22 protein-coding genes are annotated in these 23,335 nt (G+C 37.7%); 15 read left to right on the forward strand and 7 right to left on the reverse strand.

All coding sequences use genetic code 11. The annotated features are described in order from the left end of the window. Positions 1 to 378 (reverse strand): CidA/LrgA family protein, encoded by a 378-nt coding sequence (locus UFO1_RS05365; RefSeq protein WP_038668778.1) that lies wholly within the window; start codon positions 376 to 378, stop codon positions 1 to 3. Positions 379 to 499: 121 nt separating this feature from the next. Between UFO1_RS05365 and UFO1_RS05370 the strand changes: the two genes are divergently transcribed. The 15 genes from UFO1_RS05370 (at position 500) to UFO1_RS05440 (ending at position 17,557) form a co-directional block, all read left to right on the forward strand. Next, complete coding sequence (locus tag UFO1_RS05370; protein ID WP_236639402.1) at positions 500 to 1,066, forward strand: YqaA family protein; 567 nt, start codon at positions 500 to 502, stop codon at positions 1,064 to 1,066. A gap of 111 nt (positions 1,067 to 1,177) precedes the next feature. Then, complete coding sequence (locus tag UFO1_RS05375; protein WP_038668783.1) at positions 1,178 to 3,049, forward strand: hypothetical protein; 1,872 nt, start codon at positions 1,178 to 1,180, stop codon at positions 3,047 to 3,049. Between the two features lie 399 nt (positions 3,050 to 3,448). Next, the gene (locus UFO1_RS05380) at positions 3,449 to 4,237 is read left to right on the forward strand and encodes an electron transfer flavoprotein subunit beta/FixA family protein (protein WP_038668785.1); all 789 of its coding nucleotides are present in this window, start codon (positions 3,449 to 3,451) and stop codon (positions 4,235 to 4,237) included. 15 nt (positions 4,238 to 4,252) lie between these two features. Next, positions 4,253 to 5,299, forward strand: coding sequence for an electron transfer flavoprotein subunit alpha/FixB family protein (locus UFO1_RS05385; protein WP_236639331.1), 1,047 nt, complete (start codon positions 4,253 to 4,255; stop codon positions 5,297 to 5,299). A 13-nt stretch (positions 5,300 to 5,312) separates the two neighbouring features. Continuing rightward, positions 5,313 to 6,737, forward strand: a complete 1,425-nt coding sequence (locus tag UFO1_RS05390) for an FAD-binding oxidoreductase (RefSeq protein ID WP_038668787.1) — start codon at positions 5,313 to 5,315, stop codon at positions 6,735 to 6,737. A gap of 215 nt (positions 6,738 to 6,952) precedes the next feature. Beyond that, positions 6,953 to 8,029, forward strand: coding sequence for a nucleoid-associated protein (locus tag UFO1_RS05395; protein ID WP_236639403.1), 1,077 nt, complete (start codon positions 6,953 to 6,955; stop codon positions 8,027 to 8,029). A 257-nt stretch (positions 8,030 to 8,286) separates the two neighbouring features. Continuing rightward, on the forward strand, positions 8,287 to 8,583 hold the full coding sequence (locus UFO1_RS05400) for a hypothetical protein (RefSeq protein ID WP_038668792.1): 297 nt from the start codon (positions 8,287 to 8,289) through the stop codon (positions 8,581 to 8,583). 345 nt (positions 8,584 to 8,928) lie between these two features. Then, complete coding sequence (locus tag UFO1_RS05405; protein ID WP_038668795.1) at positions 8,929 to 9,324, forward strand: PTS sugar transporter subunit IIA; 396 nt, start codon at positions 8,929 to 8,931, stop codon at positions 9,322 to 9,324. 51 nt (positions 9,325 to 9,375) lie between these two features. Further along, a complete protein-coding gene (locus UFO1_RS05410) occupies positions 9,376 to 9,849 on the forward strand; it encodes a PTS sugar transporter subunit IIB (RefSeq protein WP_038668797.1) in 474 nt (157 codons plus the stop codon). Between the two features lie 19 nt (positions 9,850 to 9,868). Beyond that, complete coding sequence (locus UFO1_RS05415) at positions 9,869 to 10,603, forward strand: PTS mannose/fructose/sorbose transporter subunit IIC (RefSeq protein WP_305809534.1); 735 nt, start codon at positions 9,869 to 9,871, stop codon at positions 10,601 to 10,603. A gap of 9 nt (positions 10,604 to 10,612) precedes the next feature. Then, complete coding sequence (locus UFO1_RS05420; RefSeq protein WP_038668799.1) at positions 10,613 to 11,425, forward strand: PTS system mannose/fructose/sorbose family transporter subunit IID; 813 nt, start codon at positions 10,613 to 10,615, stop codon at positions 11,423 to 11,425. 84 nt (positions 11,426 to 11,509) lie between these two features. Beyond that, positions 11,510 to 11,773, forward strand: coding sequence for an HPr family phosphocarrier protein (locus UFO1_RS05425; RefSeq protein WP_038668802.1), 264 nt, complete (start codon positions 11,510 to 11,512; stop codon positions 11,771 to 11,773). Positions 11,774 to 11,777: 4 nt separating this feature from the next. Continuing rightward, on the forward strand, positions 11,778 to 13,496 hold the full coding sequence (gene ptsP / locus UFO1_RS05430; protein WP_038668805.1) for a phosphoenolpyruvate--protein phosphotransferase: 1,719 nt from the start codon (positions 11,778 to 11,780) through the stop codon (positions 13,494 to 13,496). A gap of 41 nt (positions 13,497 to 13,537) precedes the next feature. Then, complete coding sequence (gene pfkA, locus UFO1_RS05435) at positions 13,538 to 14,500, forward strand: 6-phosphofructokinase (protein WP_038668807.1); 963 nt, start codon at positions 13,538 to 13,540, stop codon at positions 14,498 to 14,500. 120 nt (positions 14,501 to 14,620) lie between these two features. Next, positions 14,621 to 17,557, forward strand: a complete 2,937-nt coding sequence (locus UFO1_RS05440) for a sigma 54-interacting transcriptional regulator (protein WP_038668809.1) — start codon at positions 14,621 to 14,623, stop codon at positions 17,555 to 17,557. 143 nt (positions 17,558 to 17,700) lie between these two features. On the opposite strand, the gene UFO1_RS05445 is transcribed toward UFO1_RS05440, so the two are convergent. The 6 genes from UFO1_RS05445 to galE form a co-directional block, all read right to left on the reverse strand. Then, a complete protein-coding gene (locus UFO1_RS05445) occupies positions 17,701 to 17,889 on the reverse strand; it encodes a hypothetical protein (protein ID WP_038668812.1) in 189 nt (62 codons plus the stop codon). A gap of 78 nt (positions 17,890 to 17,967) precedes the next feature. Continuing rightward, entirely contained in the window at positions 17,968 to 18,699 is a 732-nt protein-coding gene (locus UFO1_RS05450) for an MBL fold metallo-hydrolase (protein WP_038668816.1), read from the reverse strand. Positions 18,700 to 18,960: 261 nt separating this feature from the next. Then, complete coding sequence (locus UFO1_RS05455; protein WP_038668819.1) at positions 18,961 to 20,412, reverse strand: APC family permease; 1,452 nt, start codon at positions 20,410 to 20,412, stop codon at positions 18,961 to 18,963. 354 nt (positions 20,413 to 20,766) lie between these two features. Then, the gene (locus tag UFO1_RS05460; protein WP_038668821.1) at positions 20,767 to 21,336 is read right to left on the reverse strand and encodes a DJ-1/PfpI family protein; all 570 of its coding nucleotides are present in this window, start codon (positions 21,334 to 21,336) and stop codon (positions 20,767 to 20,769) included. Between the two features lie 77 nt (positions 21,337 to 21,413). Then, complete coding sequence (locus UFO1_RS24005) at positions 21,414 to 22,328, reverse strand: FkbM family methyltransferase (protein ID WP_051788836.1); 915 nt, start codon at positions 22,326 to 22,328, stop codon at positions 21,414 to 21,416. A gap of 21 nt (positions 22,329 to 22,349) precedes the next feature. After that, positions 22,350 to 23,321 carry a UDP-glucose 4-epimerase GalE gene (galE, locus tag UFO1_RS05470; protein WP_038668824.1) on the reverse strand — a complete coding sequence of 324 codons (972 nt, stop codon included), beginning with the start codon at positions 23,319 to 23,321 and terminating at the stop codon, positions 22,350 to 22,352. Between the last annotated feature and the right edge of the window lie 14 nt (positions 23,322 to 23,335).

The following is a 23,335-nucleotide window of genomic DNA, read 5'->3' on the forward strand; positions in this document are numbered from 1 at the left end:
TTAGTTTGCGCCTCCTTTTCTTTCGAGATATTTTGTAAGAAACTGAACGATTCCTCCTGTTGCTAGTAAGGCGACGAAAGCACTAATGACTAAAGGCAAAAAGAGAAGATGTCCTTTCTGGGTAAATAACTCTCCCCAGTCCATGAGTCCTACAGCGATGGGTATAAAGAAAAAAGATAAGTGTTTAAGTAGTGGATTGGCACCGAGAGAGAGCCATTGCTCCTTAATAATGCCAGCAGATAATAAGGCAAATAGGAGAAGCATACCTAACACACTGCCTGGTAAGGGCAAGTGTAAAATTTCGACGGTCCATGTACTGACATAATAAATAAGCCATAGTAAAAATATTTGTCCTAATGTTTTCAGAGCGTTTTGCAATGTTTATCACCTCGTTTAATATGATGTGGTAAAAGTAACCTTAGTATATACATAATAGCAGTAAATAGTATATAATGCTTCAAGAAATACTTTTTTATTGAGGTGGGATAAGTTGGAACAAGTGGTTGTATTCTTTCAAAATTTTGGCGCAGCAGGGCTCTTTATTATTTCTTTTGTTGAGTCTATTTTTTCGCCGATATTGCCAGATCTTTTATTGATTCCTATGGCTTTATCAGCACCGGAAAAAGCCATATATTATTCTGTGATTGCTACAACAGGGTCTGTATTAGGCGGTATTATCGGTTACTTCGTTGGCAATAAGTATGGAATCATTGCGGTAAAAAAGTTTGTACCTGACAAATATGTTGTTAAAATAACCGGTTGGCTCGATCATTATGGTGGATGGGCTATTTTTCTTGCTGCCCTTGCACCAATTCCTTATAAATTTGTTAGTATCAGTTCAGGTGTTTTTCGTATTAATATGGTAGTTTTCTTAGTGGCTTCCATATTTGGCCGAGGAAAACGATTTTTGTTGGAAGGCATTCTGATTTTTTATTATGGCCCTAAAGCATTGGAATTAATAAAAACGTATTCCAACACTTTTTTGATTGGACTTGCTATCTTTATTGGCCTTCTTGTTGTCGGTGTAATAGTGATGAGAAGACTTCCCCAAAGAAAATTAAGTTAAAAAAGACTTGGCTTATGCCAAGTCTTTTTAACTTATTATTATGACTAGGATTATGTAAGGATTTACCGTATACTAGTATTATAGGTTTATGCTAGAAATAGAGGTGAAAAAATGGAAATCAATAAAGTATCACAGACTCCTGGTCCTGGACAAGTGGAAAGTACGAAATCGGCAAACGTTCAGATGGATCAGGAGAATCTTGAGGTATCTAGTAGCAATTCATTGGTACAAAAGGATTTTCAAGTTAAACTAGAAGATATTATTAAAAATAAATTGACGGATTTAACTAGTTTGTTAGAAAGCCGGGATCAACTAATTGGCTCATTGCCAGAAAATATTAAAAAAAATGTCCAGGAAATTTTGCAGCAAATGACCTCAACCAAGGATGTAGCCCAAGGGATGGAACACTCTTTAAATACACAAAAAAACATAGCAGAGCAGCTTACTAATTTGGCAAATATCTTAGAAATTGTAGCCACGTTACAAAAAGGTGAGTATCAAGACGTACAGTCAGTGTTAAAGAGAGTCGCTGAAATGGTAAAAGGACAAGGTGAAATATCTCCAGATCAATTGGCAAATCAACTCTCACAATTAGTAAAACAACTGAATTCGTTACCTCAAAATACTAGGCAGGCGGTAGAACAATTTTTGCAACAGCTTCTCCCAGAAAGTGGACAATCCCTAGGTGAAAATAAGGAAAATACGTTGTTGCAATTAGCAAGGCAATTAGCTTCGAATACTAGTTTGCCTCAAGGCGAATTAAAGCAAGTTGCCAAACAACTATTACAGCAATTAACACCAGAAAATCTAAAACAGTTGAGTGAAAACGATAAGAATTCACTGGCTCAATTAACTAAATTATTGGAAAAGAACATGCCTTCTGGAATACAACAATCATTAGTAGTGAGTGAAATGCCAGATTTGCCCGAAGTGTGGGCCCTATTAAAGACAATTGATGCTCAGCAGTTTAACGATATACCACCTAAAGTCTTAGAGCAAACAGCAACTACATTACAAGAGCTTTATCAGGAGATGAAAGCATCACCGGATAAGGCCGCTGTAGCTGCCAAAATAGAAAACTTTGTGCAGAACTTGCCCCCAGAGCTGGGAAAAGCGGTTCAGCAAGCTATAAAGCAAGGAGTCCAAGATAACAGTGTATTAACCTTGATAAAAAGTTTCGAAAATGCTGCATTATTAAATGGACAAGAGTCAAAAGACATTGAAGCCTTTATGGCGAAATTTGCGGAAAATCCTATGCCAAAATCCTTGGCAGCACCAGCAGCGGATTTATTGGCGCAAGTGGCAAAGCAATTATCCGAAACGACGGTAACAATTGAACAGTTAAAAACCCTAATGAAGCAGATTCAAAATCAACTGCTTTCGCCAAATGATAAGCTTATTGAAAAGGCGCAGCCAGGACTAGAACAATTGACCAAGGCAGTAGAGCAAAATATTCCACAAGCTTTGCAAGACATGGCAACAAAAAATAAGTTGCCAGAGCTATCTAAAATGTGGGTGCTATTGAAGGCCGCAGGGGGAGAACCATACCAAAATTCGAACCTAGAGAGTTTGCAAAAATCTGCCGGGTCAATAAAAGAATTGGCGCAATCATTATACAAATCCTTGGCAGGTGAAACGGAGAAGCAGATAGATCATAAGTCATTATCTTTTTCAATGCCCCTTTATTTCACGGATGGAACACGTTATCCGGCTCATATTCACATTTACCACCAAGAAAAGGAAAATAGCAACCAAGTAACAAAAAAACAATTTGAAACATGGATGCGGGTTAGTCTAGATACAGAAAACATTGGCATTGTTGACAGTGTTTTTAGACTATATGAAGAAAATAAGCTGGATTTACGGGTTATTTTTCCCGATTCCCCTGCTGTTAGTGAATTTACCCAAACTCTACCTGAAATTAGAAAAAGTATTGATGATACCACGCTTAAACTCACCAATATTATGATCAATAAAATATAATGTGCCAGAATACAAAAATAGGTTGTTACCTCTCAAAGGTGACAACCTTATTTTTTTGTTCTAATGATCGAAAAATATGTTATATAAGATGTAAAGTAAAAAGCAATAGTATTCATGGTAAAAAAGAATTAAATAAGTTAAAAAAATAACATTCTATATGAGAATTGCTTCACAAGTTGCTATAGCTAAAACGCATAGATTCGATTACTATAAAAGATTTTACCTAGCATAACTTCTGTTGTAAAATAAAAAACAAGAATTATCCGACAAAATAATGAATTCAGTTAAATCCATTTATTGTTGCTTTTTGCAATATTCCAGCAATATTGTGAAAATATATATGTAAGAATAATGTAAGAAATCTCTTAATCTTGGCAGAATAAAATAGGAGGTGTATTTATGAAAATTATTGTACTTGTAAAACAGGTTCCTGGGACTGATTCGGTAAAACTTGATCCTGTAACTGGAGTTATGGTGCGTACTGGTAAAGATACAATTATTAATCCACTTGATGAAAATGCATTAGCTGAGGCGATTCGAATTAAGAATACTTATCCCGATGTAACAATCACTGCGGTGAGCATGGGACCAGTATCAGCAATGAAAGCAATCAAAGAAGCAATCTCAATGGGAGCAGATGATGGGGTATTAGTGTCAGGTAGAGAATTTGCGGGTTCTGATACGATTGCTACAGCAAAAGTAATTGCGGCAGCAATTAAGAAAACAGGCGATTTTGATATGATTCTTTGTGGAGAACGTGCAACAGATGGTGAGACAGGACAAACTGCGGCGATGATTGCTCACTACCTCGACATTCCAGCACAGACTTATGTATCCCAATTAGAAATTTTAGAAGATGGCGTTATTGTAAAACGTACTGTTGAAAGTGGCTTTGAAAGAGTTCAAGTAACATTCCCAGTATTAGTTTCTGTAAATAAAGATATTAGTGATACTGGATTCCCTACCTTGAGTGGCAAATTAAAAGCAAAACAGGTTGAAGTGCCAACGTGGGGTAATGCAGAACTTGGTTTTGATAAGAGTGAGCTTGGACTTACCGGTTCACCAACACGTGTAGTTAAAATCTTTAGCCCTAAACTTTCTCGTGATACGATCATGGCAAAGGCCAATGGTACCACGCAGCCGATTGATGAATTGATGTCCTTTTTAACTCAAAAAGACGTTTTATAAGGGGGGGAGACAATAATGATGTCAAGTTATGTTAATTGTAGTATCGCAGAAGCAAAAAACCTTGCGGACTTTAAAGGTGTATTTATTCTAGGTGAACAACGTGATGGTAAAATACAAGCTGTTACTTTTGAACTATTGACTTGGGGACGTGGAATTGCGAATGATCTCGGATGTGAGCTTGGTTGTATTTTGCTAGGTGACGAAATCGAGAACATGGAGGAAGTAATTTTACGCGGCGCAGATAAAGTGTTTTTCATTCAAGATCCTATTTTCAAAAACTTTTTGCCGCAGCCTTACAGCAATGCAATTACCAGATTAGTTAAAGAAGAAAAACCAGAAGTTATTATCGCTGGTGCCACAACTACTGGTCGTACGGTAATGCCTTTGGTCACAGCAAAAACTCATACTGGTTTAACGGCTGACTGTACTGAACTTACAATTGATCCTGAAACGAAATTATTATGGCAAACTCGTCCTGCGATAGGTGGCAATATTATGGCTACCATTAAAACTCCTGAAACACGCCCACAAATGGCTACAGTTCGTCCTAGATCAGCAAAACAATCTCCAATTGATACTACTAGAACAGGCGAAATTATTGTTAAGAAGTATGCTGGTCCAACATTATTGACTGCAGAAAAGTTTTTAGAATTTATCGTTGATACTACCCAAGCGGTTAGTATTGAAGAAGCTGATGTAATTGTTGCCGGCGGTAAAGGGATGAAAAATGCTGCGGGTTTCAAATTGATCGAAGAATTAGCAGAATTAATGGGAGCAGCTGTTGGTGCAACCCGTGATGCAGTTGAACTTGGCTGGTCAACTTACCCGCACCAAATTGGTCTTTCCGGTAAAACCGTATCACCTAAATTGATGATTGCTGCAGGAATAGCAGGTAAAATTCAATTCTTGGCAGGTATGCAGACCTCTGATGTCATTGTTGCAATCAATAAAGACCCTGAAGCACAAATCTTCAAAGTGGCGGATTTCGGTATAGTAGGCGATGTGTTTGAAGTAGTGCCTATGCTAATTGAAACAGTCAAAAAAATGAAAGCTAAAGCATAAGGGGGGATAAGAAATGCAATTTAACAAAGTAACAGCTGAGATTATTAGACAACTTCAAGATATTCTTGGACAAGCAAACGTAGTTGCAGATGAAGAAAAGATGGAAATGTACTCTCGTGATGAAACTTCAGATAAACTTTGGGAAAAAATGCCTGAAGTGGTTATAAAGCCTGAAAATGCACAACAAATTGCGGAAGTTGTCAAATTGGCAAATCGTGAAATGATTCCGATTACTCCTAGAGGTGGCGGTTCAGGTCTAGCTGGTGGTGCTGTACCATTGCATGGTGGTATGGTATTATCCTTAGAAAAGATGAATAAAATTATCGAAATAGACAAAGAAAATTTATTCATGGTACTAGAACCTGGTGTTACCACTGGGGAAGTACAAAAAGAAGCAAGAGAATTAAATCTGTTTTATGCTGGTGACCCTTGTTCTGCAGAATCTTCCTTCATTGGTGGTAATGTTGCGACAAACGCTGGCGGTAATAAAGCAGTCAAGTATGGCGTTACAGGGCGACACGTCTATGGTTTAGAGGTTGTTATGCCTGATGGTGACATTGTTGTTTATGGTGGTAAAAACATAAAAGACGTTACTTTCTACGATATGGTACATTTGATGGTTGGCTCAGAAGGAACCTTAGGAATTATAACAAAAATATGGCTTAAATTAATGCCTTTACCTCAATATGTTGCCGATCTGTTAATTCCGTTCCCAGACATGCAATCAGCAATTAAGGTTGTGCCAAAAATCATGACAGCGGGTATTATCCCAACGGCAGTTGAATTTATGGATAGCCTGTCCATTAAAGCAGCCGAAATGTATCTCAATAAAAAACTACCATACAGTGATGCTGGCGCTTATATTATTTGTGAAGTTGATGGAAATACAGAATTGCAAGTACAAGAAGACTATGAAACCATTGGTAAATTGTGCAAAGAGAACGGTGCCTTAGAAGTTTTTGTAGCAGATAATATTTCTACACAAGATCGTATTTGGAAATCACGTAAAGCATATGCAGAAGCATTGCGCATGATAAGTCCAGTCTACTGTATGGAGGACATTGTAGTACCTATTTCAAACATTCCAGCAGCTTTGGATGCGATTGAAAAGATTGCAAAAAAATATGATTGTAAGATTCCTAGTGCTGGTCATGCTGGTGATGGAAATATACATGCCACTATTTTAAGAGAAGATCGTGATGATCATGCTTGGCATGATTTAAAGGATGCAGTGTTGTCGGAAATCTATGATGCTGTATATGTACTTGAAGGTAACTTATCAGGAGAACATGGTATCGGAGCAAAACGTGTATCAGCAATGTATAAACATATGACTGCTGGACAAAAGAAGGTATTACAAACCCTAAAGGATGCCTTCGATCCTAATAATATTATGAATCCAGGAAAAGTGGTACTTTTAGGTAGAATAGCAGAATAAAAAAAGCAGTCTAGATCTTCTAAAATGAGATTTAGACTGTTTCTTTTCTACTATAGAATACATTAAAATCATCATTTCCTTCCTTATTATATATACTGCAGAATTTAAGAAGTTAGTTTGAGCTCTTTATTATAGAAACAAATGGTTCTAGATTGAAAAACTTTGAAATTGTGATACAATGTAAAAATACTAAAGTATCTGTAGTAGTAGGAAGGATGAAGCGATTGTTTGATTTTTCAAATGTAAGTCTAGAGCAGTTAATTATACATAAGGTAGGCAACAAGTTACGAGATGAGGGAATTTTTCTATCCCCATCCATTTATGACATGAAAGATGGTAATGTAGAAGAACTATTGCTAAAATATTTTTTATCTTCCTTTAAAGAGAAAGTTTTCTATAAATTTTTTCATGAAACAGACATTCATTTAAATGAATTATATATGTATGTCAGCAGTATATTCATTGATCCTGAGAAATTCTATGAACAATCTGTTAATATATTAAAACATTTATATGAAAAGTCTTCTCATCCGCAGATTAAAGGCGGCGAGTTTTATATGGCCTATTTTAAAGATTGTCTCATAAATGAGCAACGCGCAGATGGGATTGGAATTTTTAAAACGGAAAAAAAGGAAACCTACTTAAAGATTACCAAATACGCAGATGAGTTTATGATTGGCAGCGATAAAGGGATTAATGTTAAAAAATTAGATAAAGGTTGTATTATCTTTAATGTGAATTCTGCTGATGGTTATCGAGTTGCTATTGTAGATGCCATCAATAAGGGAGAAAAAGAGGCCTTATACTGGAAGGATGAATTTTTACGTTTAACAAACGTACAAGATGAGTATTTTCACACGGAAAATTGTTTGCAGGTGTGCCGCGATTTTGCCGAAAATATTTATGGACAAGTTTATCAGGCTGACAAAAAAGACCAGGTGGTTTTTGTTAATGAAGCAGTGGCCTATTTTGATAAGCATAATGAATTTCATCTAGATCAATTTGTTCAAGAAGTTGTAAAAGAGCCTGAACTTATTGAACAATTTAAAGAACATAAACAGAATTACGAAAGCAACCAAGGCTTTGTTGCAGCGGAAGGTTTTAGTATTTCGAATCCAGCAGTAAAAAGTGTAAAAAAGAAGTTTAGAAACCTGATTAAATTAGATACTGAAATTGAAATCAAAATAAAAAATCCTACAACAGAAGCTGGTAAGATGCAAAACATTGAAAGAGGTTTTGATGAGGAGACGGGTATGCACTTTTATAAAGTGTATTTTAATGAGGAAGAATAAAGAAGACTTGATTCAGATGGAGTTTTAACTCCAGCTGAATCTTAGTCGCACTTATCCAGGGACTTAGCCGCTCTTAATTCCCACTTATATAAGTGAGCCTTGGGTCCGGAGACCCTTAGAGCGAACTTATTTCGAGTTTACAGCCTGTTTCCCTGACCGTCAAGGGCGGGGAATTACAGACTGTTAACGAGATGAAGATGGGAGTCTTAGAGCGGTTTAGTCATCGGATAAGAATTTAAAATAGAGGAGAATGTAACATGGATTCTAGAAGCGAGTTATTAGAACTAATCGGACAATTACCAGAAGAGAAAGTCGATACTGCTTTGACTTTACTTAAGGAACTGATTGCTAAGCAAGAAAATAATGAAAAGATAATAGATCCTTTACAGGATTTAATGAAAGCCTTAATGTACTCGATGAACAATAGCTTATACGATTTGTCGATTGATGCAGGACGTAAAGAGGAAAAAGTATTGTCTAACCGTTTGGAATCTTATCGAAAAAGAGTTGCAGAGGCCTGGGAAGTATATAAAAGTAAAAGTGACATAAACTAATGCCCAAGAAATGACCTTACTCGTTGAGATAAGGTCATTTTATATTAAATTAATTATATTTGACTGGATAATACAATCCTATTTATCATAAAGTAGTAATATGGAATTGAATATGTATTTAGAATTAATACAAAATTAAAACAAATGCAAAACAGAAATAAAACACAGAATATTCGTGCTGTTTTATTTAAAACAACACGAAATTTTTATGGAGCTGAAGGGCCTTAGTTTGCTGACAATAATCCATTGTTTAAAGCTGTTGTCAGCAAATGAAACAAATCTTGGCATAGTTATTGCAAGTGTGTAATGTTAAGCACAAAAGCGAACAGTACATGGAGGCATAAGATGATTGGGGTAGTTATTGTAACACATGGAGGTTTGGCAGGCGCTTTACTCAATGCAGCAGAGTTAATCATGGGTAAACAAGAACAGATTGCGGTCGTTGAGTTTGAGTTAGGAGACGCTATTGCCGATTTACAAGTACGTACTGCGCAAGCTGTGCAAAGAGTTGATACAAATCAAGGGGTATTGCTGTTAGTGGACCTAGTAGGGGGGAGCCCTTATAATGTGACCGCCATGTTGGCTATGCAGAAATGTGGTATTGAAGTAGTCACAGGTATAAATTTACCCATGTTACTAGAAGTTCTGCCCGCAAGAAATCTTGAATTAAAAACCTTGACTGATTTAGCACTTGAGAGTGGCTGTAATGGTATTAATAAGTTTGTAATTTCTAATTTCTAATATAGCCTTTTACATGATAAGGGAAAACCTGAAAAAGAAGGAAGAGAAGCGGTGAGTATTGAATTAGTAAGAATTGATGATCGCCTCATCCATGGGCAGGTTGTCATGGCCTGGAGTAAGGCTGTGTCAATAAAACGTATTGTAGTGATAGATGACAAAGTGGCTAAAGATCTTATTCGTAAAATGCTCCTAGAAACCGTAGCGCCTCCTGGTGTAAAGGTTTCGGTTCTCAATACTCTTGACGGCATTGAATATTTAAAAAGTAATGCGAATGATAATGAAAAATTACTCTTGTTATTTACCAATCCTGCCACGATTGTAACCTTAGTGGAAAATGGAGTAGCAATTACGAAAGTCAATATTGGTGGGATGAGTTTTATGCAAGGAAAAACCCAGTTGACGAAGGCTGTTTCATTAGACGAAGATGATAAAAATGCTTTTAAAGCACTGCATAAATGTGGTATAATTTTACAAATTCAAGTATTGCCCAACGATAGTCCTGTAGACATTATGACTAAAATATAACAAAGCAGGGAGGGATACTGTGTTTACAGCATTAATGGTGGCGCTGGTAGGGTTTCTAGCTGGAATTGAAAGTGTGCTAGATGAATTTCAGTTTCACCGCCCTCTTCTGGCTTGTACGTTAACGGGCTTAGTTATGAGTGATTTGGGGACAGGCATTTTAATAGGTGGCACTTTGGAAATGATGACTTTAGGATGGATGAATATTGGTGCAGCCCAGTCTCCTGATTCTGCAATTGCTAGTATTTTATCGACGACCTTAGTGATTGGTGCACATCAAAGTATGCCAGTTGCCATTGCTCTAGCCATACCCTTAGCGGGAGCTGGGCAAATTCTGACCACTTTTGTCAGAACTATCTGTGTATATTTTCAACATATAGCAGACCCTTATGCTGATCAGGGAAAAACTTCAGGAATTACCTTGGCTCATTTAGGAGCTTTATGCATACAAGGACTACGAGTAGCTATTCCTGCCTTTTTTATTGCTTACTATTCCGATGCTGCTTTGATAAGAGAGTTACTGCAAAGTATTCCCCAAGTTATTACGGGTGGCCTGCAAGTAGCGGGTGGATTTATCGTCGTAGTTGGGTATGCTATGGTTATTAACATGATGAAGGCTGGTCATTTGATGCCCTTTTTCTTTTTAGGTTTTGTAGTAGCTACTTTTCTTAATATTAATTTAGTGGGCATTGGGATTATGGGTGTAGCAATGGCTATGCTATATTTGCAATTAAAATACAATCGGGAAGAATGCTAGGAGGCACACATGGTGAGTGATAAAAAACTTACGAAGGGTGACTTATTCTGGGTATTCTTGCGATCAAATCTTATTCAAGGTTCCTGGAATTATGAAAGGATGCAGGCACTAGGATATTGTTTTTCTTTAGTACCTGTTATCAATCGATTATATGAGAAGAAAGAAGATAGGATAAGTGCCTTAAAACGTCATTTGGAATTTTTTAATACCCATCCTTTTGTGATATCACCGATCCTAGGTGTGAACCTGGCTCTTGAAGAGGAAAAGGCAAATGGAGCGGAAATTGAAGATAGTACAATCCATGCGGTAAAGGTAGGGTTAATGGGGCCTTTGGCGGGAATCGGGGATCCTATTTTTTGGGGGACCCTACGTCCTGTGACAGCGGCATTAGGAGCTGGCCTAGCGATGCAGGGAAATGTTTTAGGACCGCTACTATTTTTTCTACTCTTTAATACAGTGCGCTTACTCATACGTTGGTATGGTTTATTATATGCATATCGAGCAGGCCTTGGTATTATGCAGGATATTGCTGGAGATAAGTTACGTAAATTAACAGAGGGTGCCTCAATTCTTGGTTTATTTGTTATGGGAGCCTTAGTAGCAAAGTGGACGTCAATCAATGTGTCCCTTGTTGTAGCAAAAAGTGGAGAAATGATTACTACAGTTCAGGATATTTTGAATCAACTTATGCCCAATATGTTATCCTTAGGGCTCACCTTTTTATGTATTTATTTACTACGCAAAGGTGTATCGCCACTAACCATTATCGCTGGATTATTTTTTATAGGCATTGCCGGTTATTGGGCAGGAATATTGAGTTAAGCTATGTTTAGTTAGGGTTTCTCTGCATTATTGCAGTATAAATAAATGTTGATTTTATAAAAAAAGAAAGGTTGTGTAAATTTTATGGAATTCAATTTACAAATTCAAAATCAAGCAGGTTTACATGCGAGACCAGCAGCCATGTTCGCACAAAAGGCTTCTTCTTTTAAATCTAATATTATGATATTTAAAGAGGGAAAAAGTGCCAATGCTAAGAGTATTATCAGTATTATGGGGCTAGGCGTTAAAAAAGGCGATAATTTACTTGTTAAAATTGATGGTCCAGACGCAGCAGCAGCAGGCGAAGCGTTAAAAAAACTAGTTATGGATAAATTTGGAGAAGAGTGATAGTATGTTGAAAATAGAAGGAATCGCAGCATCAGCGGGTATTGCTATGGGCCAAATTATGCATATTCAAGAAGGTTCCCATGAGTTTTGCCGCCGAGTAGAAGCATCACAAGCTCCTAAAGAAAAAGAACGTTTTATAGCAGCCCAGCAAAAAGCCGAAGCTGAGTTAGATGTTTTACAACAACGTATGGCAGCTACTGTAGGGGAACAACAGGCTGAGGTGTTTGCAGCGCATAAACTAATGGTGAATGATCCATCCTTGGTTGAAGTTGTTATGAATGATATTGATAATAACTATGCCAGCGCGGAAGCTGCTGTGCAGGATGCAGTGAATGAGATTGCAGAGATGTTTCTTGCCCTTGATAATGAATATATGCGAGAGCGGGCAGCTGATATTAAAGATATTGGCAAGCGGTTGTTACGTATATTACAAGGAGGGTCAGACGAGGTTAACTATGCGGGTATTTTGGCAGCGCAAGACTTATTACCCTCTGATACCGCTGCTATTGATTTAGCTAGTGTATCAGGATTTATTACTGCTCTTGGCGGTAAAACCTCTCATAGTTCGATTTTAGCTAGAGCTGCCGGGATTCCAGCAGTAGTTGGTATCGGCAATGCCCTGGAAAAGTTGAAAAATGGTGATATGGTTATTTTAGATGGTCATGCAGGCCAAGTATTAGTAAATCCCGAAGAAGCAGTCTTAGAAGAATATCGTCAACGTATGGAAAAAGAACGGGCAAAAGCTGCAGCCTTAGCAGCAGTAGGCCATTTGCCAAGTACGACTATTGATGGGAACCATATTGAGTTAGCTTGCAATATTGGAACACCAAGCGATATGGAAAAAGTAATTGCTGCAGGTGCAGAAGGGGTAGGCTTGTTCCGTACCGAGTTTTTGTTTTTAGATAAAACAAGCGTACCGACAGAAGAAGAGCAAGTAGAGGCTTATAAAGCCGTTCTGTCAGCTATGCCGGATAAAAAAATTGTCATACGGACCTTAGATGCAGGTGGCGATAAGCAACTGCCATTTATCGGTGGTTTACCTGAGGCCAACCCAGCATTAGGACTACGTGCAATTCGCCTGTGTATGGTATACAAGGATGTATTTAAAACACAACTGCGTGCCTTATTGCAAGCCAGTGTAGCAGGGAACTTGCATATTATGTTTCCTATGATTGCCACTATCGATGAATTAGTGAATGCAAAAGCATTACTACAAGAAGCAGCGGAGGAACTAACGAAAGAAGGCATTCCCTTCCGTTCGGATGTACCTGTTGGAATTATGATTGAGGTTCCTGCAGCAGCTGTTATTGCAGATGTACTGGCAGAAGAGGTAGATTTCTTTAGTATTGGTACCAATGATTTGGTGCAATATACTATGGCTGCAGATCGTATGAATGAGCATGTCGCTTATTTAAGCGACTACTTCCAGCCGCCTGTAGTCCGTTTGATTGGGAATGTTGCTAAAGCAGCACAAAAATCGGGTAAATGGGTAGGTATGTGTGGCGAGATGGCAGGTGATCCTCTAGCAACACCACTTTTAATTGGTCTTGGGTTAACGGAGTTATCCATGAATGGCAGGGCCGTTCCTGTAGTGAAACATCGGGTTCGTCAACTTACCTTAGGACAATGTCAAGAGTGGGCTGAACATATTCTGACTCTGAGGACTGCGTCTGCTATTAAGCAGGAATTAGAAAAAATTGCTGAAAAATATGAAATAAATTAGATACATTTCATTTTTAATATAGCAATATGAGAGGTGTGCTTATGTTGAAACGTATTGCTGTCATGACAAGTGGTGGTGATTCTCCTGGAATGAATGCAGCGATTCGAGCAGTGGTGCGTGTAGCAATTCATGAAGGCGTAGAAGTATGGGGTATTTATAACGGCTATGCGGGTATGTATGAAGATAAAATGGTGAAACTTGAGTCAAGATCTGTGGGAGATATTTTGCAGCGGGGTGGAACTTTTCTAGGAACTGCACGCTGTGAAGTATTTAGAACACTAGAAGGACGACAAAAGGCTGCAGAAAATTTGCGCCGACGCGGCATTGAAGGTCTTATTGTTATTGGTGGGGATGGTTCCTTAACAGGTGCTCAATTGTTATCGGAACTCGGAATTGCTGTAGTTGGTCTTCCTGGTACCATTGACAATGATATTTGGGGTACAGATTATACAATTGGTTTTGATACGGCAATCAATACTGTAGTAGATGCCCTCAACAAACTGCGGGATACTGCTTCTTCTCACGGCAGAGTGATGGTTCTTGAAGTTATGGGACGCAATTCTGGCTGGATTGCTATGACTGCCGGACTTGCAGGTGGGGCAGAGCAAATTCTTATTCCAGAAATGAGTGTCAATTTAGACGAACTGTGTCAAAAGCTACGTGTAAGTCATGATAATGGGAAAAAATATAGCGTAGTAGTTGTTGCCGAAGGGGTAGGCAGTGCCCTAACGATTGGCGAAAAAATCGCTGCTGACACGGGTCTTGATACTAGAGTATCTGTATTAGGGCATATACAACGGGGTGGGTCACCTAGCGTATTTGATCGCATTTTAGCTAGTACCTTGGCTGAGCATGCAGTATTAGCTCTAACTTCAGGAATATCAAATGTATTATTCGGTTATCGAAATGGAGCTGTAGTTCCGATTGACTTAGCAGATGCGATAGGACACAAGCGGACAATTGATACCTCCACGTTTCGGTTAGCCGCCGTATTGTCTCAGTAAGATAATAAAAATAAAAGCATTGGGAAATAACCCTTTGCTTTTATTTTTATATGACTTTTAACGTTATATAATAAGTATATAGTAGTTGTCTGCTGGATGTGGCCTAAGAGGAGTGGGAAAATGAAACGCCAATTAAAGGTTTTAGAAGTATTAGATGAGTTATGTGCTGAAAAACTAGATAAAAGTATGTTGCAGCAGCATAAACCATTAGGTTTTACTGCAGAAGAGGTAGCGGCAGCAGCAGGTTTTTCTCGTAGTAATGTGAGTAGCGATTTAAATGCACTGCATAGAGAAAGGCTTGTAGTAAAATTGGTGAGCCGATCTACCTACTATATAACGGTTAGATGGGTAGAATCTATTTTCCCAACCTTACACGGGCAAGTGCCGGAAGTGGTGCGTCACCAGCGTCAGATTGAAGAATTAGCTACTACTAAAGCCTCACAGGTAGAAAGTATTGCGCCTAATGTTGAGGATTCTGCCAGAAGCATTGATATCTTACAAAAGACAAAAGAGGATCATGATTCTTTTGAGGGATTAATTGGCGCCCAGGATAGTCTTAAGGTTGCAGTGGAGCAGGCGAAGGCTTCGGCCCTTTATCCCCCAAAGGGGCTCGATACCTTGCTGGTTGGCTCTACTGGAGTTGGTAAAACATTATTTGCCGAATATATGTTTAAATTTGCTTATAATCAAGGAAAGATTTCCGCAGATGGCCAGTTTGTCGTATTTAATTGTGCAGACTATGCGAATAATCCTCAACTTCTGATGTCACAGCTATTTGGCCATGTACGAGGGGCCTTTACGGGAGCAGAGAAGGACAAGGCCGGCTTAGTGGAAAAAGCAAATGGCGGCATGCTCTTTCTAGATGAAGTACATCGTTTGCCACCTGAGGGACAAGAGATGTTGTTTTATCTCTTAGACCGGGGTGAGTTTCGGCGTATGGGTGATACCGATAGGACACGTCATGTAACGGTAAGGGTAGTGGCTGCTACTACGGAGAACCCTGAGTCCGCCTTATTGAAGACTTTTTTACGACGTATACCTGTAGTCATTCAATTACCTGATTTAACGGTACGGCCATTGCATGAACGATTTGAGCTCATTAAGTTCTTACTGGCTCGTGAAGCAGTTCATATTCAATCTAGAGTTATTGTAAGCCAAGAAGCATTATGGGCCTTACTTTTGTATCGATGTGTAGGGAATATTGGACAATTGCGTAATGATCTACAACTCGTATGTGCTAAAGCTTTTTTGCATAGGTCAGATAAGAGCAAACCAGTACGCATCGCATATGAAGAATTGCCTCCTAAAATTAAACAAGCGATTGTCTATGATCCTCAGGCTCGTTTAGAAACCAGTAAAATTTTATGTACTTTAGGCAGTGAATTACTCATTCAGCCGAATGGAGTGGCAGCTCAAGGAGAGGGCGATCGGAGCTTGCCTAAAAATTTCTACCAAACAATCAGTGACCGGATGCAATTCCTTAAATCCCAAGGTATCGGACAATCAGAAATTATTCAATGTATAGAAATGGATGTAGAAAGCTATTTTCAACGATTAGATCCTGAGCAGTTAGAAATATCGCAAGAGTATTTGCAAAGCATTTTGCCGCAGGAATTTCTCACGGCATTTGATATAGCTTGCAGTAAAGCCGAAAAAATGGGAAATCCTTTAAGTCGTCGGTTATATTATGCCTTAGCAATTCATATTGCCGCGACAGTGGAACGTATACGTAGTGGTTTACCCATTGTAAACCCTAATGTTAGGTCTGTTGCGGAACTGCACCCTAAGGCGTACGCGGTGGCAGAAGGAATGGCCCAGTGTCTTGGTGAGAAGTTAGGAGTACTAATTCCCTTAGATGAAATCGGTTTTATTGCTCTTATGCTGGCTACCTTTGATGATCGCCATGGAAAGGAAGATCGGAAAGTAGGGGTGCTTGTTATTACTCATGGCAATTCTACCGCTACAAGTATGGTTGAATTTTCGAATAAGCTTTTAGGCGTTAGTCATGCCCGTGGGATTGATATGCCTTTAGAAGTAAATGTAGATTGGGCAATCGAAAGGGCTGTTCAAGTAGCCCGTGAAATTGATGAAGGAAAAGGCATTGTTTTATTAGTTGATATGGGATCTTTATCAAGTGTGGCAAAAGCAGTAACGAACCGAACTGGAATTATCGTCAAGAGTGTAGAGATGGTAAGTACACTAATGGTATTACATGTTTTACACAAAGCGATTTTGCCTAAGAATGATATAAATGTAGTTTATCGATCCGCATGGACAGCACGTAGTATGTCTCAGACTGTAGTACAAGCCGAAGATCCAACCAATTTTATTAGTGGCAAGGATAAGGCGATTATGACTACTTGTTTTACTGGCGAAGGGGCAGCACTTAAAGTTAAAAGTTTATTAGAAAAACTATTAAGTCAATGGCAACTTTTTAATATTCGTGTGATAGCTGTAGAAGCTGGAAACCAAGAGGTATTGCAAAATCGTCTTACTTCCTTGTTGCAGTCCTATGATATTGTTGCGAGTGTGGGAAGTATTGATCCTGAGATTGAAGACCGACCTCATATCGCCATTGAGGAATTAATGGAGGGGGGAGCAGGTAGTGAATTACGTCGTCTGCTAACAGAAGGATTAAAAGCATCTGATATTGCAGATCGCTATACGGATCGAGGTATGGACTGGGAAGTTATGCGCGGTATGGTTGCGGGTATGTTGGATGAATTTTTGACTTTTGTTAATCCGCGTAAGGTTATGGATACGCTAATGATATGTATTAAAAAGCTAGAAGAAGAATTGGAAGTTGAATTTTCTTCATCGGGCTTGGTACGTATGCTAGTACATTCTGCTTGTATGGTGGAACGCTTGCTAACCCAGGCTGGTATTAGTTACCCTGACACAGCTGCCTTTATTGCCGAACATCCTCTTGAGTATGCTGTTTTAAAAAATGTTACGAATGCATTGGAACAACAATTTGCAGTGGTAGTCAATGATGAAGAGATATGCCATCTCATTGAAATTATTAAGTTAGAACGACAAAGAAATGTTGGGGTATAAGAAAAACGCTACGCGTCCTTTTTGAACCACAAAGACACAAAGGTCACAAAGGGGTTCTATCCATTTCATTCCCATCTTCTTTGTGGTTCAATCTTTTTAACTAGAAACTTATAAATTCTGATACCATAAGAAAAAAGAGCAGATTATATCTGCTCTCCACGGTCATAAGTGTAATCAAATTCTACATTGGAAATGTTGTTTGATACAATCGGATCTCTTACTGGATCTGGCAGCAAAGTAAAATCCCTAGCAGAATACGATTTCATGTTACGAGGCTTTTGTTCAAAGAAGCCTCTTTTGTTTGGGGCATAGGCTGGTTTACTTTTTCTCATAAAATTTACCCTCCTGTTTGGAATTTACATTGGGAGTCATTATTAGTCTTCCAAGTAAAAGGAGAGATATTTACTTTACTAAAAAAAGATTTCTTGTCCCAGTTGCTTAATTTCAACGGTAGGAATCGATAATTCTTGTGCTCTTTTACTAAAATCTTGACTGGCACCAAAATCTTTCCCAAAGTGCATTGGCAACAATAACTTTGGTTTGCATTTCGCAGCAAAATATTCGGCACCTATGCAGTAAGCTTCTTCTAAACGACGGTCTACAGGGAAAAAGGCAATATCAATGGTCTTGCCAACGATTTTTTCTATTTCCTCTTTAAAGGCCTTTTCCGCAATAACCCGATCTTTTTTCGGTTCCCCCGACCAATGCCACCAATTCAAGTCGCCAGCATGGAAGATCGACAAGCCATCTACTGTTAGGAGAAAAGAAATACCTTGATCTGTAGATCCAAAAGTTTGGATTTTTACATCATCAATAATTTTTTCTTCATAAGCAGCTACCATATGGCATTTATAGGGAGCTGTTTTTGTCCGAATATCATTGCTTAGTATGTAGTTTATATCAGGATTATCTTTTGCCCAATCAAAAATAACAGGATCAAAATGATCTGCATGGGCATGAGAAGAAAAAACCATGATATTTTTTTTGCTTTTAAGAAACTCACTGGTAATAACTCCATCAGTTACGCTAAGTTTATTGCCAGGAAAAGGTTGATAATAATCGAAAATAATAAAATGATTTGCTGTTTCTACAGCATAGCCACTATGGAATAGATAAGTAATTTTTGCTTTAGAAGGATTCATGTTATCACCTCATAGAATTTATTTATTATTATCTACTTTTTTACGATAGATAATCTTTTCATAGTAGATATTCAAATAGGTAAGCGAAGTACTATTTTTATTTAAAATATGATATGTTTAATTACCACATTATAACATAGAATTTGGTAATTAGGCTTTACTCCCTAACAATTAATATCTTTAATCATAGTATGATTAAAGAATAAGAAAAGAAGGTTTCTGCCAAATTTAAATTTAGCAGAAACCTTCTTTTTGACAAGATTAAGATTGTATTTGGTTACTGGCTTTTTTATTAGTCCACTTGGCAATTGAGGGAAGGATAAGTCCTAGGCCAAGAAGGACAAAAGGAGTAAGTAGGTTTAGAGACAATTGGAAATACCATTGGGAAGTAAAAAGCTGAACACCTTTCGGGAACATACCCATGATACAAGCAAAGGCGGTAAAAAGGAAGCACCATAAACCAATGGAAATTGCTCCTGTAGAATTCTTCATAAAATGATACTCTGCTGAAAATTGACCGACAAGGCGACGTACCGCGATATAGGCAGCGAAAACCCAAAGATATCGTAATGGCATAACTATGGAATTCAAATCCAGTAACCAATTGTATAGGTCATTCATATTACCGATACCTAGTGCTGGAATGATAATCAGTGTACCAACTAGAACAGCAGTCATTTTATAGCCATTAATCGGTGCACCGTATTCATTGGTTTTGCTTAATGCATTAGGAATATACTTGGAATCGCTTTCTGCTAATAATACTTTGAGTGGTGCATCGATTGAGAATACTAATGCAGAAATTTGTGATAAAAAGTTGGTAAAGGCATACAAAATGAGGAACAGGTTACCAACTCCGTAGTGTTGTCCTAATAATTTAAACGCATAATATTGACCATTCATTTTTAAATCTTTAGGAATATTATTAGCATCAAACATCATACCCATTGCAAGGGAGCCTAATAAAGCGGAAAGAGCCACTAAAATCGCCAAAATAATCATGGCTCTAGGGAATTCTTTACTAGCATTCAATGTGTTTTTTACATAAGGAGAAATTTTTTCACATCCTCCAACCGCAAAAACTAGCATAGAAATGGTAGTAAAGTAGGTAAAGTCAAAATTAGGTAGAAAAGTGTGTAAACTTAGATCAGTTGTAGCTATTGCGACGCCTCTGATAGAAGGTGCTGCTAGCATTAACAGTACATACATAAATGACATGATTAACATGCAAGTACCTGCAACCATTCCAATTCGTTTCAAGGATGTAATGCCTCGAGAAGCAACCCACATGAAAAAGATGAATAAAACCAATGTAATGAGCTGTAGTACCATTGGACTGAAGGTCTTAATAAATGTACCATCTTGGAACACGCCCCAGCCTAGAGCAATTAGGATTTGTTGAGGCTTTTGTGCAAGATAAGGCACATGTACTACCCAGTAAGTCCAACCAGCCAAATAGGCCAATAATGGACCCATAGTAGAACCAACCCAAGTACTGACCCCGGCTTTACCTTCCTGAAAAGTAGAACCCATTTCTCCTACCATTAATACGTAAGGGATAAAATAAAGTGCAATAATAAGGATCCAGGAAACAATAACTGTCAGTCCTTGATTGGCATAGTTGTTCACAACGTTACCAAAACCCCATACCATGACAAAAACCATTAGTGCAAGATTGTACCATCTTAATTTTTTTGCTTCATCTTGGGCCATAGATTAACCTCCTAAAATTAATTGTCTTTTCATGAAAGACAATTAATTTTATCATCCTTTACAAAAATAGACAATCATGTCACAATAATAAAAAAATATAGATAGTGAGGCCTTAATTTTAAAAAAATAAACGGAAGTGTATTGAGGGTAAACAGTACCAACACATTTAGAAGGCCTAATTTTAAAAAAAGTATAATTATTTTTAAATTAGTCCATTGTAAATGGAAAAAACGTCCCATATATGGACGTTATACGAGAAAAATATTTTTCTCCACTAAGGTAAACTAGGGCTAAGATTCAAAAGAGTGAACCTCTTCTGATCTTAGCCCTAGTTTATAAAAAGTTGAGTTAAAATTAAATACTAATTTTTGCGCCGAGTAAATCAACAAAAGCTTTCAGCCATGCAGGGTGATTAGGCCAAGCTTGTGCAGTGACTAAGTTGCCACAAGTCACAACAGGTTGGTTTTCCCACTTAGCTCCTGCTAGACGACATTCAGCAGAACAAGCTGGATAAGAAGTAACAGTATGGCCTGTCAATACATCCGCTGCAGCTAAGAGCTGTGTTCCATGACAAACAGCCGCGACAGGCTTATTTTCAGCAAAAAAAGCTTGAACAAGTTTAATTGTTTCATCATACATTCGAATATATTCAGGTGCCCTTCCACCAGGAATGACTAAACCGATATAGTCATCTGGATTTACATCAGATGCAGCAATATCGACAGGAATACGATGGCCCGTAAGTTCAATATAAGTATCTAAATTTACAAAATCATGCACTACGAGTTGTAATGTATCGCCAGCTTTTTTATTAGGAGCGGCAATGTCAACTTGATAGCCTAACATCATCAATGCTTGTTGAGGTACTTTCACTTCATAGTCTTCTGCACAGTCACCAGTAAGTAATAGAATTCTCTTTGCCATGATGTAACCTCCTCATATTTTCGGAAATTACCACATGTATTCTAGAATATAGGAATATATTCCTGCTAAGAAACAGACTAATTTATTCTCCAATTCTCCCATATAAACAGGAATTGATAAGTAAGAGAATGTGTTTTATCTAACTTTTCCTGAATATTAAACATACGCTCAGCTGCATTTGGCACAAAATCATGAAACTGAACCTGAATATTTTTAATGATCATAACTAGATCCGTTTCAATTAGATGTTCGAGTAAATCGTATTCTCCACCTTCAATATTAATTTTCATCAAATCTATGCTTGAAATACCGGATTCTTTAATAAAGTCGTATGCCCTAACAAGAGTAATTTCTCTATTTTGATTTCCTGGTCTGAACATGGATGATCCATCACTATCAACATAAAGTATTACTTTTTCGGTATTTTTTCCTAAACCGAAGTTGTATACCTTTATTCTCGGAGTATGGAAAAACTTTCGCTCAATATGTTCGGCGTATTCTATTACCGGTTCAAAAACATGTATTTTACTACCATATCTTTCAAAGATGCTAGCCGTCCAATTACCTTGATATCCTCCGAGATCAAAGACTATCGATTCTTCATTCAAATCGTAATCAAGTCGTAATATTTTGTCTCCTTTTGCTTGATGCCACGGAATTATCCTTTGTTGGGGAAGTAGTTGGATTGCTTGTTGTGCGGCATCAAGTGTACATTCTCCTGTCATTGTCTGCAACAAATTTCTAACTCTAGTTATTTCTACAGCGTCTTCTCCATATTCGATAAATTTTTCATATGCGTAAATTGCTTCTTTTTTCAGCCCTAGTCGTTCATAGCATATAGCAAGATTATAATAATGAATCGGATTATTATGCTCGTATATCAAAAGTTCATATAAACATTCAATTGCACGCTTATATTCTCCGGTATAAAAAAAAGAGACGGAGGCATTTTTTTTCTCAATAAACTGTTTATTAATAGTTTCCTTATCCACTATTAATTCAATCTCCCTTTATCAATACGTTCTACTTTTTTCCCATTCCCAAGCTGAATTCAAAATATCTTCAATCGTTAGTTTAGGATCCCAATTCAAAAGCTGCTTAGTTTTTTTATTAGAAGCTATTAATCTTGCAGGATCACCAGGTCTTTGATCCGTAATCTCAAAAGCTACTTTAATATTAGCGATACGTTCAAAGGTCTTAATTATCTCTAGGACTGAGAAGCCTACATTATTGCCTAAATTAAAAGACTCGGAAGTATCATTTTTTAGAATATAGTTCAAAGCCAAATAATGTGCTTCCGCTAAGTCAAGGACATGGACAAAATCTCTAATACATGTCCCATCAGGAGTATTATAATCGTTTCCATAAACAAACATTTTCTTTCTTTTTCCTAGAGCTGTTTGAAAAATAAGTGGAATTAAATGATGTTCAGGATTATGGGATTCTCCTATCTTACAATCAATGTCAGCACCTGCAGCATTGAAATATCGTAAAGCTGAATATTTGATTCCATATGCTTTTCCATAATCCCTCAATAATTTTTCCCCGATACATTTTGTTTCGCCATAGGGATTTATCGGAAGTTGTCTATGCAATTCATCTATAGGAACAAATTTAGGTTCACCAAATATTGCGGCCGATGACGAAAAGACAATATGCCGAATGGAGTGTTCAACCATGGCATCAAGTAAGTTAATCATTTTACTGACATTATTACAATAATATTTACTGGGATTTTGTACTGAATCTGCAACATCGGCAAGTGCTGCAAAATGAATAACCGCATCGATGTGTTCAGATTTAAAGATTGATGTTAATAACTTTTTATTACCAAAATCGCCTTCAATAAATGTTCCCTGTTTTACTGCTTCACGATGTCCGAAGGACAAATCATCTACTACGATAGTACTAATACCTTTTTGGTTTAAAAAATTATTGCAATGACTGCCAACATAACCTGCTCCGCCAGTAATCAATACGTTCACGGAAAACCTCCTCA

The organism is Pelosinus sp. UFO1 (assembly GCF_000725345.1).
In the GTDB taxonomy this organism is placed as follows: domain Bacteria; phylum Bacillota; class Negativicutes; order DSM-13327; family DSM-13327; genus Pelosinus.

Excerpts from the sequence above, each read along its gene's own strand:
- UFO1_RS05450 (WP_038668816.1), bottom strand. The coding sequence starts at position 18,699 with ATGAATCCTTCTAAAGCAAAAATTACTTATCTATTCCATAGTGGCTAT.
- UFO1_RS05405 (WP_038668795.1), top strand. The coding sequence starts at position 8,929 with ATGATTGGGGTAGTTATTGTAACACATGGAGGTTTGGCAGGCGCTTTA.
- UFO1_RS05460 (WP_038668821.1), bottom strand. The coding sequence starts at position 21,336 with ATGGCAAAGAGAATTCTATTACTTACTGGTGACTGTGCAGAAGACTAT.
- UFO1_RS05440 (WP_038668809.1), top strand. The coding sequence starts at position 14,621 with ATGAAACGCCAATTAAAGGTTTTAGAAGTATTAGATGAGTTATGTGCT.
- ptsP (WP_038668805.1), top strand. The coding sequence starts at position 11,778 with ATGTTGAAAATAGAAGGAATCGCAGCATCAGCGGGTATTGCTATGGGC.
- UFO1_RS05455 (WP_038668819.1), bottom strand. The coding sequence starts at position 20,412 with ATGGCCCAAGATGAAGCAAAAAAATTAAGATGGTACAATCTTGCACTA.
- UFO1_RS05390 (WP_038668787.1), top strand. The coding sequence starts at position 5,313 with ATGCAATTTAACAAAGTAACAGCTGAGATTATTAGACAACTTCAAGAT.
- UFO1_RS05420 (WP_038668799.1), top strand. The coding sequence starts at position 10,613 with ATGGTGAGTGATAAAAAACTTACGAAGGGTGACTTATTCTGGGTATTC.
- pfkA (WP_038668807.1), top strand. The coding sequence starts at position 13,538 with ATGTTGAAACGTATTGCTGTCATGACAAGTGGTGGTGATTCTCCTGGA.
- UFO1_RS05445 (WP_038668812.1), bottom strand. The coding sequence starts at position 17,889 with ATGAGAAAAAGTAAACCAGCCTATGCCCCAAACAAAAGAGGCTTCTTT.
- UFO1_RS05400 (WP_038668792.1), top strand. The coding sequence starts at position 8,287 with ATGGATTCTAGAAGCGAGTTATTAGAACTAATCGGACAATTACCAGAA.
- UFO1_RS05385 (WP_236639331.1), top strand. The coding sequence starts at position 4,253 with ATGATGTCAAGTTATGTTAATTGTAGTATCGCAGAAGCAAAAAACCTT.
- UFO1_RS05380 (WP_038668785.1), top strand. The coding sequence starts at position 3,449 with ATGAAAATTATTGTACTTGTAAAACAGGTTCCTGGGACTGATTCGGTA.
- UFO1_RS05425 (WP_038668802.1), top strand. The coding sequence starts at position 11,510 with ATGGAATTCAATTTACAAATTCAAAATCAAGCAGGTTTACATGCGAGA.
- UFO1_RS05395 (WP_236639403.1), top strand. The coding sequence starts at position 6,953 with ATGAAGCGATTGTTTGATTTTTCAAATGTAAGTCTAGAGCAGTTAATT.
- UFO1_RS05375 (WP_038668783.1), top strand. The coding sequence starts at position 1,178 with ATGGAAATCAATAAAGTATCACAGACTCCTGGTCCTGGACAAGTGGAA.